Annotated in this window: 11 protein-coding genes; 4 read left to right on the top strand and 7 right to left on the bottom strand. The window is 68.2% G+C overall.

Annotated features, from left to right (window positions below; translation table 11 throughout):
- Window positions 1–8: 8 nt before the first annotated feature.
- Both ABZ827_RS18995 and lepA read right to left on the bottom strand, forming a co-directional pair.
- The gene (locus tag ABZ827_RS18995; RefSeq protein WP_357238187.1) at window positions 9–2423 is read right to left on the bottom strand and encodes a hypothetical protein; all 2415 of its coding nucleotides are present in this window, start codon (window positions 2421–2423) and stop codon (window positions 9–11) included.
- A 216-nt stretch (window positions 2424–2639) separates the two neighbouring features.
- The gene (gene lepA, locus ABZ827_RS18990) at window positions 2640–4517 is read right to left on the bottom strand and encodes a translation elongation factor 4 (RefSeq protein WP_357238185.1); all 1878 of its coding nucleotides are present in this window, start codon (window positions 4515–4517) and stop codon (window positions 2640–2642) included.
- 123 nt (window positions 4518–4640) lie between these two features.
- Between lepA and ABZ827_RS18985 the strand changes: the two genes are divergently transcribed.
- Window positions 4641–5204 (top strand): type II toxin-antitoxin system PemK/MazF family toxin, encoded by a 564-nt coding sequence (locus ABZ827_RS18985; RefSeq protein WP_357238183.1) that lies wholly within the window; start codon window positions 4641–4643, stop codon window positions 5202–5204.
- Window positions 5205–5225: 21 nt separating this feature from the next.
- Here ABZ827_RS18985 and ABZ827_RS18980 read toward each other — a convergent pair whose 3' ends face one another.
- On the bottom strand, window positions 5226–6023 hold the full coding sequence (locus tag ABZ827_RS18980; protein ID WP_357238181.1) for an aquaporin: 798 nt from the start codon (window positions 6021–6023) through the stop codon (window positions 5226–5228).
- Between the two features lie 401 nt (window positions 6024–6424).
- On the opposite strand from ABZ827_RS18980, the gene rpsT reads away from it, so the two are divergent.
- Entirely contained in the window at window positions 6425–6685 is a 261-nt protein-coding gene (rpsT, locus tag ABZ827_RS18975) for a 30S ribosomal protein S20 (protein ID WP_357238179.1), read from the top strand.
- Between the two features lie 167 nt (window positions 6686–6852).
- Window positions 6853–7098, top strand: coding sequence for a hypothetical protein (locus tag ABZ827_RS18970; protein WP_357238177.1), 246 nt, complete (start codon window positions 6853–6855; stop codon window positions 7096–7098).
- 16 nt (window positions 7099–7114) lie between these two features.
- Here the strand turns inward: ABZ827_RS18970 and holA are convergent, their stop codons facing one another.
- From holA to ABZ827_RS18955, 3 genes are all read right to left on the bottom strand, one after another.
- Window positions 7115–8086, bottom strand: coding sequence for a DNA polymerase III subunit delta (holA, locus tag ABZ827_RS18965; RefSeq protein ID WP_357238175.1), 972 nt, complete (start codon window positions 8084–8086; stop codon window positions 7115–7117).
- Between the two features lie 172 nt (window positions 8087–8258).
- Window positions 8259–9137: a GntR family transcriptional regulator gene (locus ABZ827_RS18960; RefSeq protein WP_357238173.1), complete on the bottom strand. Its 879-nt coding sequence runs from the start codon at window positions 9135–9137 to the stop codon at window positions 8259–8261.
- A gap of 19 nt (window positions 9138–9156) precedes the next feature.
- The gene (locus ABZ827_RS18955; protein WP_357238171.1) at window positions 9157–10416 is read right to left on the bottom strand and encodes a carotenoid oxygenase family protein; all 1260 of its coding nucleotides are present in this window, start codon (window positions 10414–10416) and stop codon (window positions 9157–9159) included.
- A gap of 196 nt (window positions 10417–10612) precedes the next feature.
- On the opposite strand from ABZ827_RS18955, the gene ABZ827_RS18950 reads away from it, so the two are divergent.
- Complete coding sequence (locus tag ABZ827_RS18950) at window positions 10613–11272, top strand: GAP family protein (protein WP_357238169.1); 660 nt, start codon at window positions 10613–10615, stop codon at window positions 11270–11272.
- A 58-nt stretch (window positions 11273–11330) separates the two neighbouring features.
- Here ABZ827_RS18950 and ABZ827_RS18945 read toward each other — a convergent pair whose 3' ends face one another.
- Entirely contained in the window at window positions 11331–12956 is a 1626-nt protein-coding gene (locus ABZ827_RS18945) for a ComEC/Rec2 family competence protein (RefSeq protein WP_357238167.1), read from the bottom strand.
- Window positions 12957–13013: the final 57 nt, after the last annotated feature.

Raw genomic sequence — 13013 nt, 5'->3', positions numbered from 1 at the left:
GTGAACCGTCAGAAATATACCCAGAAAGCGTGGTCGGCAACCGAATCATCGATCATCTGCGTCGGATGTGGCAGCAATCCGGCCGAAAGGCCGGCAGTCAACTCGCCGCCACCGAAACCGAGCACGCTGTGATCGGTATACGGCGTAACACCGACGGCGTGCACATCGTACGGAACGGCCGCTGCGCCGTGATCGGCGATGGGCTGGATCTGTGACCCGGGCAACGGTGTCGGCATCGGATGCGGCACGGCGGGTGGATCCTGGAAGCTCGGCTGCTGTGTCGGCACGCTGACGGTGGGTACCTGCGGCGCGGGCTGATCCACGGTCGGCTGCTGGTGCGTGGGGATGTCGACCGTGGACGGGCCGGTGCCCGAGGACGGACCGTCCTGGGCGGGCGCGCCGGTTCCGGATCCGTCGATGGGTTCGGTGGTACTGCCGGCGTCACCGGTGGTCGGGCTGGGGCCGGTGGTGGTCGCACTGCCGGATTCGCCGGTGGTCGACGAACCTTCCGTGGCGGTGCTCGACTCCGCCGAGGAGCTCGGCGTGGACGATCCGCCGGTCTCGGTGGTCTCGGTGAGCTCCGATGTGCTGGTAGCGCCGTCGGATGTGGTGGTAGAGCCGTCGGACGTGGTGGTGCTGCCGTCCGAAGTGGTGGTACTGCCGTCCGGGCCGGTCGTCGTGGACCCGTCCGCACCGCTGGTCGTGGAACCGCCGGGGCCGGTGGTGGTCGTCTCCGGGGTCGTGGTGGCGTCGCCGGAGGTGGTGATGGGCGCCGTAGTGGTCGGCAGCACAGATGTGCTCTCTCCCGGCAGCACGGGATGCGCCGGCGGCTCCGGCGCCGGCGGGACCGGTTGCGGGAGCCGATGGAACAGGTCCGGCAACTGCGCGGCCGGTGCGGTCAGCGGCGACTGTCCCGCCGGCGCCTGGAAAACGTGTGCGACCGGTGTTGTCGCGACATCCGGCTGCACGGTGGTCTGCAGCGGGGTCGCCGCTACCGGCTGTACGGCAGGTACCGCGACAGCGGGGACGACCGGCGGCGGGACAGGTGCCGGGGCGACCATCGGGACGGGTGCCATCGGCGCCGATGCCATCGGGGCGGGGGCCACCGGACCGGCCGACATCGGTGCCGGAGCCGGAGCCATCGGGGCGGGGGCCGCCACGCCGGGAAGCGCTCCGGATATCCCCGGGGCACCCGGGGCCGCGGCTGCACCGGGCATCGCCCCCGGGCCGGAAGACACAACCGGACCGGTCCCGGGGGCACCGCCGATCGGAGTCGCGGAGCCGTCCTTGTGCGGTGCTCCGTCGATATCCACCGGTACGGCGGAGTCGGACGAACCCGGCTGCCCGGGCGCTCCGACGCCGGCCTGCATCCAATCCAGGTACTGGTCGAGCTGATCGTCGACCATGGTGGGGTCGCCCGTTGTGATGTCGTACTCCCACTCGCCGGCCACCCGGACACCGTCCGGGCCCGCCGAGATATCGAGACCCATATCCCGCTCGATGGTCACCGACCCGCCGACGCCGCCGACGGAGAAGCCGCCGAACCAGTCGGCGTCGGCGTCGATGGACAGGGTGAACCAGTCGGCATCGGCATCAGCGCTCACGATGCCGGCGGAACCGTTGTCTGCCGCAATGGATTGCGGGCTTCCCGAGAGATCGGGCAGGCCGAGGCCCCAGTCCGGGGCAGCGGGATCCGATGTCTGTGCCACCGGCTTCGCCGCAGCGCCGGCGCCCGGCCCGAATCCGGGCAGGTCGAAGATATCGGTGCGGAAGGCGTCGCCGGGCGCGGGCAGCCCGAAATCACCGGGGACACCGAACCCTTCGGCTCCCGGAACCGGAAACTCCCCACCGAGACCCGGAATATTCTCGAACCCCGGGATTCCCCCGGGGGGCTCCGGCGCACCGAAGCCGGGCATACCCGGAAAACCCGCGTCCGGCACACCGGTGCCGGGCCCGGACCCGGCATCGGGGGCACCGGATTCCGGGCCGCCCGGTACCAGTTCCAGCCCGGGTACCTCCTCCAGATACGGCGCCCGGTAATCCTCGAAGTCGAAGTTCCCCGGTTCGCCGAACTGGATCTCGATATCGAACGTTCCGTGTGGCAAGGGCATGGTGACGCTCGCGTCGTCCGGGGAGCCGAACGGCATATCCCCCGGATCGATCGGTTCCGGATCCGGGAACGTGACCACGGGGCTCGGCTCGTCGGGATCCGGATCGACGCTGCGCGCCCACCCGGCATTCCGGCTGTCCAGCTCGCTGGGCGGTGCGGGGGTCCCACCGCCGTTGGCCGCTATCAGCGCGCCGCCGGTCACGTAGGCGCCGCCGCGGGCAACTCGCGCAGTGGCGCTGGCAATACGGTAGGCGGTGTCACCGCCTTGTTCGGCGACCTCTTCCGCACCGTCGAACGGCAGATCACGCGCCATTCCTCAACTCCACTCTTCGCGTTCACCAGCGACCGCACAGCCGTCGATCCGTTACCAGCCTATTGTCGACATCTACAGCTGTCACATTTTCGTTATCAGCCGATATCCAGTACCGGTCGGGCGGCGGTGATCACCGCGGTGGGCCGGGCTATCGCACAGCCACTTTCCACGTGGGAGCAGCGGGCGGACACGTACCTCGCGAACGGGGGACGGCGGCTACTTCTTGTCCTTCGGCTTATCGGACTGCGAATCCGAGGACAGCGCGGCCACGAACGCCTCCTGTGGAACGTCCACTCGGCCGATGGTCTTCATCCGCTTCTTGCCTTCTTTCTGCTTCTCCAGCAGTTTGCGCTTCCGGCTGATATCGCCGCCGTAGCATTTCGCCAGCACATCCTTGCGGATGGCGCGAATGTTCTCGCGGGCGATGATCTTCGAACCGATCGCCGCCTGGATCGGCACCTCGAACTGCTGGCGCGGAATCAGCTCACGCAGTTTGGTGGTCATCTTGTGGCCGTAGGCCTGCGCGGCATCGCGGTGCACGATGGCACTGAACGCGTCGACCGCCTCCCCCTGCAGCAGGATATCGACCTTGACCAGCTGCGATTCCCGTTCGCCCGCCTCCTCGTAGTCGAGCGAGGCATAGCCGCGGGTCCGGGATTTCAGCAGATCGAAGAAGTCGAAGATGATCTCCGCCAGCGGCAGCGTGTAGCGCAGCTCGACGCGGGTCTCGGACAAGTAGTCCATTCCGCCCAGGTCACCGCGCCGCGATTGGCACAGTTCCATGATGGCGCCGATGAATTCGCTCGGCGCGATGATGGTGACCTTGACCACCGGCTCGAAAACCTCGCGTACCTTGCCTTCCGGCCAGTACGAGGGATTCGTCACGGTATGTTCCGCGGCATCCTCCATCGTCACCCGGTAGACCACGTTCGGTGCGGTGGAGATCAGGTCGAGGCCGAACTCCCGCTGCAGCCGCTCCCGCGTGATCTCCATATGCAGCAGACCCAGGAATCCGCAGCGGAAACCGAACCCGAGCGCCACCGAGGTCTCCGGCTCGTAGGTGAGCGCGGCATCGTTGAGCTGCAGCTTGTCCAGCGCGTCGCGCAGATCCGGATAATCCGACCCGTCTACCGGATACAGCCCCGAGTACACCATCGGCCGCGGCTCGCGATACCCGGTGAGGGGTTCGGTGGCACCGTTGCGGGCGGAGGTGACGGTATCGCCGACCTTCGACTGCCGGACATCTTTCACACCGGTGATCAGATAGCCGACCTCGCCGACGCCCAGCCCCTGGGTGGCCTTGGGCTCGGGTGAGACGATCCCGATCTCCAGCAGCTCATGGGTGGCGCCGGTGGACATCATCTTGATCTTCTCGCGCGGGGTCAGTTTCCCGTCCACCACACGGACATAGGTGACGACGCCGCGATAGGTGTCGTAGACCGAGTCGAAGATCATCGCCCGGGCCGGTGCGTCCGCTTCGCCCACCGGCGGCGGCACCCGGTCGATCACCCGGTCCAGCAGTTCGGTGACCCCCACCCCGGTTTTCCCGGATACCCGCAGCACATCCTCGGGCTCGCAGCCGACGATATGAGCGAGCTCGGCGGCGTAGCGCTCCGGATCGGCGGCCGGCAGGTCGATCTTGTTCAGGACCGGGATGATCTCCAGATCCTTGTCCAGCGCCAGATACAGATTCGCCAGTGTCTGCGCCTCGATGCCCTGCGCGGCGTCCACCAGCAGGATCGCGCCCTCACAGGCCTCCAGCGCCCGCGACACCTCATAGGTGAAGTCCACGTGCCCCGGAGTATCGATCAGGTGCAGGACGAAATCCTCACCCGCGTGCTCGCCGGATCCGGGCGTCCAGGGCAGTCGTACGTTCTGGGCTTTGATGGTGATACCGCGTTCGCGCTCGATATCCATCCGGTCCAGGTACTGCGCGCGCATCTGCCGTTCCTCGACGACCCCGGTGAGCTGCAGCATCCGGTCGGCCAGCGTCGACTTGCCGTGATCGATATGCGCGATGATGCAGAAGTTCCGGATCCGCGACGGATCGGTGAACGTCGTATCGGCGAAGCTGGCGGGCACTCCACTCCTCATGAGGTATCGGGCGTACTGGCCCCCATCGTCCCATGGTGGGCCGGGCCGCTCGTCCCCCAGGTCCCGCAGGCCCGCGTGCCGCGGCAATAGTCGGCCGGCCGGGCGGGCCGTTATCCTCCTGGCATGGCCCGCAGTTGGAACAGTCTCGGCAAGCAGCTCACCGCGATCGCGATACAGCAGGGGCCGAAGCTCGTACGGAAACAGGCACCGCGACTGGTGGCGGCCCTGATGGGCGCCCGCACCGCACCGCGCACGCCGGCCGGCCCCAAAGCCATCCCGGTGCGCCCCGCCGCCTCCACTCCCGTGCCCACCGCACAGCGGGCGCGGCAGCTCGTCTACGCCCCCCAGCTCGACGGTCGCGCCGATCCCGGCGAGATCGTGTGGACCTGGGTGCCCTTCGAGGAAGACCCGGACAACGGCAAGGACCGCCCGGTGCTGGTGGTCGGGCGCGATAGCGACACGCTGCTGGGCCTGATGCTCAGCTCGAACCCGAACCGCGAGAACGATCCCGACTGGGTCGGCATCGGCGCCGGCACCTGGGACCATCAGGGCCGGTCCAGCTGGGTCCGGATGGACCGGGTACTCGACGTCCCCGAGGACGGGATCCGCCGCGAAGGCGCCATCCTGCCGCGCCCGCTGTTCGACCGGGTCGCGCATCGCCTGGTCCGCGAATACGGTTGGAGCTGACGCGCGCCCGGCCGCCCGCGATCAGGACTTCAATTCGCGGGACCGCCCGAACAGCAACCCGTACAGCAGAGCTCCGAGCACGCCGCCGATCAGGGGGAACACGATGAAGGCCCACAACTGGACCATCGCCCCGTCCTGGTAGGGCGCCACGGCGAGGCTGCGGGCCGGGTTCACCGAGGTGTTGTCGATCGGGATCGAGATCAGGTGGATAACCGCCAGGGTGAAACCGATCGCCAGGCCGGCCTGCGGCGCGTCGGAGAGCTGATCGGTCGAAGCCAGGACGACGAAGACCAGCAGCGCGGTCAGCATCACCTCGATGATGATCATCGCGGCCAGCCCGTATCCCTCCTGGATCACCAGCTGGCCGGCCGGGCCGGTCACCGCCGACGGACTGTGCTCACCCCAGCCGTTGGCGCCCAGCCCCGACTCCGCCCGATCGTAGGAGGGGAGGTTCTTGGCGATCGCGAACAGCACCAGACCCGCCACCAGACCGCCCACGGCCTGGGCCACGATGTAGCCCGCCGCGCTGATGGGTGACAACCGGCCCAGCAGCAGCTGCCCCACCGTGACCGCCGGATTCACGTGGCAGCCGGAGATCGGCCCGATCGCGTACACGAGCACCAGCAAGCTCAGGCCGAAGGCCAGCGCGACCCCCAGCGGCCCGACCTTGTCCCCGGCGATCACCGCCGTGCCGACACCCCCCATCACGAGGACGAATGTGCCCACCGCCTCGGCCGCCCATTTCTTCGTCTCGGGCTGCTCGTTGGTCACTTCGTGACTGGCCTGGACGACCTGCTGTTCCTGCGCGCTGGAGGACATAGAAAGACCGCCTTCCGAGAGGATCACTGCGCCGCGGGGGCACACACCGGATAATTCCTGGTCCTGCTGGGAAACACTGGGTCCTGCTGGGAAACGCGTGCTGTATTCGATTCGGTATGAGCGAGGCCCTACGTGATTACACTTCGCTTCCGGGCCCGGCTCGCTCATACCGGAGATTTCCTGGGACGTTACGCTGGACAAACGATGTTCTCAACGGCATCGGGCCAGGTCGTGGTGTGACACAGCACCCATGATTTCGCTGCCCCGCCACGTGCTGGTAATCTGACCAACCGGCGTTGCCGTACCCCGTGCCCGGAGAAATCCAGGTCGACCGAATCCAGGGCCGGGACGCGCACAAGAGACTTTCCGACCGAACCAGACAGGAACCAGAGGATACCGGCGTGGCCAATATCAAGTCCCAGATCAAGCGGATCCGCACCAACGAGGCGGCGCGGCAGCGCAATCAGTCGGTGAAGTCCGAACTGCGCACCCATATCCGCGCATTCCGGGCGGCTGCCGCGGCCGGTGATAAGGACACCGCCGCCGACCGTCTCCGTTTCGTGAGCCGCAAGCTCGACAAGGCGGCCTCCAAGGGCGTCATCCACGCGAACCAGGCCGCCAACAAGAAGTCGGCGATGGCCCTCGCGCTGAACAAGCTCTGATCGACCGAACTCTTTCGCACAAAGCCGCCGCGGCGTCGACGACCACGGCGGCTTTTGGTGTACCCGGGCTCGGTCAGACCGCGTTTCCGGAGCGGTCAGAGCGTGTTTTCGGAGGCAGACCGGATGGCGGGCGCCCGGAGTTCGAGCACCTGTCGTAGCATGCGGCCATGGTTATGTTGTATGCGAACCAGTCGGTCGTCCAAGCCGAGGATCTGCCCGGCGTCATCCGCGCCGCCGAGGTGCTCGGTATCGGCGTGAAAATCGAGAATGTGCTGGTATCCGCCGATGACGACGGCAGCCAGGTCGCCGTCTGGATGGTCACCCGCGACGAAGAGACCCCCGTCTACGAAGAGTGGGAGGGACGCTTCGAGGAGGTCGCGGAGGAGGCGCTGGAACTCAGCGCCGTGGAATAGCCGCCCACGATATCTCTCAGCCGCGGCCGTGGAGGGCCAGTAGCTTCAGCACGGCATCCTCCAGCGCGAACCCGGAGTCCGCGGCTCCACCCTTCACATCAGCGTTCAGTGTCGCCACGACCTGTAGCGCGGAGCCGATCGTGGCCGGGGTCCAGCCACGGGCCTGCCCCTGCGCCTTCTTCACCTTCCACGGCGGCAAGCCCAACGGCCCCGCGAGTTTGAACGGGTCGCCGCGACCGGCCGAGCCGACCTTCGCGATGGTGTGCACGGAATCCGCCAGCGCGTCCGCGAGAACCACATGCGGGACCCCGCGGTCCTGCGCCCAGCGCAGGGCCTCCACCGCCCCGGCCCGGTTCCCGGCAACCGTCAGGTCCGCGACCTCGAAACCGGATACTTCGGCCTTCCCGGAGTAGTACCGCCGCACGGCGGCGAGGTCGAGCTTCCCACCGGTATCGGCGACCAGCTGCGAGCAGGCCGCGGCCAGTTCACGCAGCTCCGATCCCACCGCGTCCAGCACCGCCTGCACCACATCGCCGGATACCCGCGCCCCCGCCGCCCGGAACTCGGCGCGCACGAATTCCGCCCGTTCCGATGCCTTGGTGAGCTTCGCGCATTCGTGCACCACCGCCCCGGCCTTGCGCAGCGACGGGACCAGTGCTTTGGCCCTGCCGCCCCCCGAATGGACCACCATGAGCACCACACCCTCGGGCGGCGCGGCCACCGCATCCGATATCACGGCCACGGCATCCTTACCGGCCTGATCCGCCGATTCGAGGATGACCACCCGGTCCTCGGCGAACAACGACGGGCTCAGCAGCTCCGCCAATTCCGCGCTGCCGGCGTCGCCGGCACGCAACCGGTCGACCGGTACCCCGTCCGGGTCGGGCGCGGCCGCCCGCACCTGCGCGGTCACCTCCGCCACCGCCCGCTGGATCAGCAGCTCTTCTTCTCCCAGAACCAGATGCACCGCCGCCGCTCGCTCGCTCACGGGTCCGATCGTACGGCCGAACCAGGGTTGTCCCCGGGAGCGGCCTCACCCGGCAGGGCGGCCGGTCCGCAGGCGGACCGTGCGGGCGTCGAGATCGAGTTCGCGGCCCTGGGCGATATCCACCCGGATCATCCGCCTGCTCTCCAACGTTACCGGTGCGACCGTAGGCCGATCAGCGGCGCGACCCCGGGCTCCCGAGCACGACGGTGAGCCCGTCGAGCAACCGTTCGAGACCGAAGGCGAACAGGGAGTCCAGATCCACCTCCGCCCCCTGATCGGCGATCCGGGCCACCAGCGGCCCGTCGACGCTGAGCCGGGCCCTGCCCCATTCCGTGCTGGTCATCCCGGTATCCAGCAGCGCGACGGCCTCGGTCTCGATATTCACCGCTGTTCCGCGCACATAGTTGACCAGGGTCGCGTACACGTGCAACCGGGTGCTCGGGTCGAGGTCCAGGCCGTCGAGCGCACGGAGGGTCCACACTCCGTATGCGAGCAGCCCGGGCAGCGGGGCCGGCCGTGTGATGGATACGAGCCGCGGCAGCCACGGGTGACGCTGATATGCGGCCCACTGCAGCTCCCCGGCCACACGCAGGTGGGAACGCCATCCGGGCGGCGGCTCCGGATAGTCGATTTCGGCGAAGGCGGCGTCGGCGATCAGCTGCGTTAGTTCCGCTTTGTCGTCGAGGTGCCGGTAGAGGGTCATGGTGGCGACGCCCAGCTCGCCGGCGACCGCGCGCATGGACAACGCCTGCAGACCACCGGCGTCGGCGATCCGCACCGCCGCGCCGACCACCCGGTCACGTTCGATACCGCGGGCCGAACGTGCGGGTTTCCGCTGCGCTACCACCGCGCCCACCCGGGCCCTGGACTCGATCGACCCGTCCTGTTTGAGCACTGCCAATGCCTTGGTGGCAGTGGCCATCGCGACCCCCCAGTCGCGCATGATCGCCCTGGTTGTGGGAACCGGGTCACCGGGCCGCAGTTCCCCGCCGGCGATCCGGCGCTGGATATCGGCGACGATCCGGAGGTATGGCGGCTGCCCGGCGTTCACCGCCCCATGCTGTCACGCTTCACCGATCGGGCATCCAGTTGCCGTGCAGACCGAGCGGCACCCTGGCCGGGAGGTGCACGCGGGCCACCGGGTCGCCGGTGAAATCCTGGGCCGCGAGGATTACCAGGTCCGCGGCGTCCCGTTGCGGATTGTGTACGTAGGTGAGCAGATACCCCTCGTCCTCCCCGGCCCCCGAGGCAACGAACACAGCTTCGCCCACCGCCTCGTCCACACCGAACCCGTGCACCTCGGCCGTGCCGCGGACCAGATCGTGTTTGACCAGCGCGTTGGTGAACGCGCCGTCCGGCGGTGCCCCTTCCGCGGCGAACGGAATCCCGTACAGGGCCGATGCGGACGTATAGCCGTACCGATACGGGCGTGCGGTATACACCTCGTTCACCCGCGGGAAGTCCTGCGGCCGATCGTCGACGCGCTGTTGATGGATCCGGTCGGCGGTAATGGTCCAGCGGTCCAGGACGGGCCGGATCGCGCCGGGGTCGGCGGGGTCGAACGGGCCCTCCGCCGTCACCACGTCGACAACGATCGACTCGCCGTCGTCATAGGCGTTCAGCGTATGGCTGATATGCACCGGATCGATATCCAGCCAGCGCATATCGCCACCGGTCCGCGGCATGACTCCCACCCGCGTGGGATGTTCCGGGTGCCATCGGCAGTCGAATCCGTCGAAACCCAACGGGGTATCCCACAGCACCACATGGTCGCGGGTGAGCGCGAAATCGTGCAGGAACGGCGTCCGCGCTATCGGCACGACGGTGATTCGGGTGACGTCTCCCCCGGCTTCGGTGACGATGTGCTGGACGAAGTCACGGCCCGGCATATACGACAGCGAATGCAGTTCGCCGGTGACCGGATCGTGCTTGGAATGCGCCCCCGCGGTGAAACCCTCCGGCGAACCACCCAGTTCACCGATACCCACGGTGTTCAGCTCATCGTCCAGTTCGGCAGGCGGAAGGCCACCCTCCGCCAGAGCGAACACGCGCCCGGCGTGAGCGAGCACATGCACCATGGGAGCGAAGGCCGGCATGCGGACGAAGCGGTTGCGGTACCACTCGGCCCCCCCGTCACGCAGTCGCACGCCGTGCACCATGCCCTGGCCCATTCCCCAGATATGCGCCGCGGGATCCTCCACTCCCAGCGCGTTGGGTCCGTTGCGCAGGTAGCGCCCGTTCAGCTCGTCGGGGATCCGCCCGGTGACCGGGAGGTCGAACGCGGTGATCTCTTCGGTGACGGGCGCGAAATGTTCGTCCAGATACCTCATGTGAACAACGTATGCATCGGGCATGGAAATACCTCGCGGCAAGGAGAAATAGCTCGATGTGCCCTAGTGCAGACCGGGCCGGGGCCGGCGTACCGGACCGATCGGCGGGCACGAGGCGGTCACGATGGGGCTACGACACCGGGCCGCGCCCACCGAACGAGAGGTGGACGGCCAGTTCTGCTCTACCGTCCACAGAATGGGCAATGTCCTGGGCGATCTGCTTCCGCTCGCGATCGGGGTGGCGATCTCACCCATCCCGATCGTGGCGGCGATTCTGATGATCCTGTCGGCCCAGGCCGGCAGTGCCGGCCGCGGGTTCGCACTCGGCTGGGTTGCGGGTATCGCCGCGGCGACACTGATCGTCACATTGCTGGCCGGCCCGTTGGGCGGTTCGGACGACCGGGAACCCTCGGCCGCGGGAGCCTGGCTGAAAATTCTGCTCGGGATACTGCTGCTGGCATTGGCCGTGGTGCAGTGGCGAACCCGTGATGATCACGAGGTGCCGGGATGGATGCGAGCCGTCGACGAGCTCACCGTCGGCCGAGCGGCCGGGATGGGTGTGCTGCTGTCGGCCGTGAATCCGAAGAATCTGCTGCTGTGCTTGTCCGCGGGTCTGGTGATCGGTTCCAGCGGCACCGGTTTCGGCGGGCAGGTCGTCGCGATCGTGGTGTTCACCGTATTCGCCGCCTCCAGCGTGCTCGCGGTGATCCTCGGCTACACGCTGGCCGCGGACCGGCTGCGCGCCCCACTGGAGCAGCTGCGGACCTTGTTGCAGGACAACAATCACATCGTGCTGGCGATCGTGCTTCTCCTCATGGGCGCGGTCCTGCTCGGAAAAGGTATCGGCGGCGTTTGAGCCGTCGCGGCCGCACCGACGGCGGAGAATAGTCTCCGGTGCGCCGAGCTCTACCCCCTCAGCCGGAGAGCCAGAGGATCACCGGCACGTATGCGGTGAGGACGCCGAAGGTTACCGACAGCAGGTATCGCCGGACCGTGGCGAGCCGGAGCGCACCGATCCCGACAGCGACGAGCAGGGCGGCGAACAGACCGCCGGGTGAGCCGCCGGGGACGGTGATCACCGCGCCCGGTACGGCCGCCGCCTCGGTGGCCACCGTGAGCAGCCACCAGAGCGGAGGTCCGGTAATACGCACGATCAGCTCGGCGAGCGGATGCCAGCAGATGGCCGTCACCGCCGCCGTCGCGCCGATGATGGTGATCGGGGCGACCACCGGAGCGACAAGGATATTCGAGATAACGGCGACCAGACTGAGCGTGCCGGAGATCGCGATGCTGATCGGCGTCGTGACGACAAATGCCGCGGCGGCCACCGCGACCAGTTCGGCAGGTAGCCGCCACCAACCGCGATCGCGCAGATAATCGGCCCAGCTCGGGGCCAGGAGCAGCAGAGCCCCCGTAGCCAGGACCGAGAGCGCGAAACCGGCCTGGACAGCGAGCGCCGGCCAGATCGCGAGCAGCCCGATCACGGAGGCGCAGAGAGCGGGCAGGGCTTGTTTACGACGGCCGGTCAGCAGGGCGAGCAAGGTGACCGAGCCCATGGCGGCGGCCCGCAGAACACTCGGATCGGGCCGGGCGATGATCACGAAGAACACCAGGGCGGATCCCGTCACCACGAACGACATTCGTGGACCACAGGTGAGCGCCCGGGCGACCGACAGAACCGCTGTCATCAGCACGGTGAAATTTGCGCCACTGACCACACAGAGGTGCTGGAGACCCGCTGCGACGAAATTCTCGTGCACCTGATCGGAAAGCCCCGATGTATCCCCGACGACCAGCGCGGGCAACAGGCCGGCCGCATCGGGAGCGAGCCCGGCACCCGCGACCGCGGACAGATCGGATCGCACTCCATCGGCCAGGGCCTGCCACCGGGGCAGCGGGCCGGCCGGAGCCGGTGCACCGACCGGGCGCAGGGTGACAACGGTGAGATCGTGTTGCCGCGGAGGCATGGTCCGGGCCCGGAATTCGATCGGCCGGCCGGGTAGCAGTTCACCCCAGTGCGGGCCGGCAGCCAGGACGACCACCGCGCCGCCGGTGCGGACCACATTGCCGCGATAACGGAACTCCCGCAGTCCGGCCCGTAACACCCAGAGCCGTCCGGCGCCGGAACCGCTGCTCCGCACGGGTTTCGGATCGTCGGCCGGCGTGATCACCACATGTACCGTCGCTTCGCCGGGTACCGCGCGGAGCGGATGAACACTCACCTGATGTTCGCGCCACGCCCCGGCGAGCGCGAACCCTGTACCCAGTACAGCGGCACCGAGTACCGTCGTCGCGATTACGCGGTGCCGCTCGCTGCGGTGAGCGATACCGGTCCACAAGAGTGCCCATGCGACCAACGCCGCCACCGCCAGGCCGACCGCGATTCCGGCCCCGGTCACCCACCCCGCGCCCACGGCCGCGATCGTCACCAGCCAGCAGGTCAGGGCGGCTGGGAGCAAGCGGGCGTCGAGCGAGGGTGCGGCACTGCCCGCCGGCCGGTCGCCCGGTTCCGGCGCCTTTTCGCTGTCCGCGCCCGTCACCGGAGCAGTCGCACAGTCGCCCGCACTGCCCACCAAAGGAAACGGGTACCGCGGGCA

Origin of the sequence: Nocardia sp. NPDC019395, from assembly GCF_040632335.1 — a bacterium.
In the GTDB taxonomy this organism is placed as follows: Bacteria; Actinomycetota; Actinomycetes; order Mycobacteriales; family Mycobacteriaceae; genus Nocardia.
The sequence above is the reverse complement of the archived record's forward strand: the minus strand, read 5'-3'. Positions and strand labels throughout refer to the sequence as shown.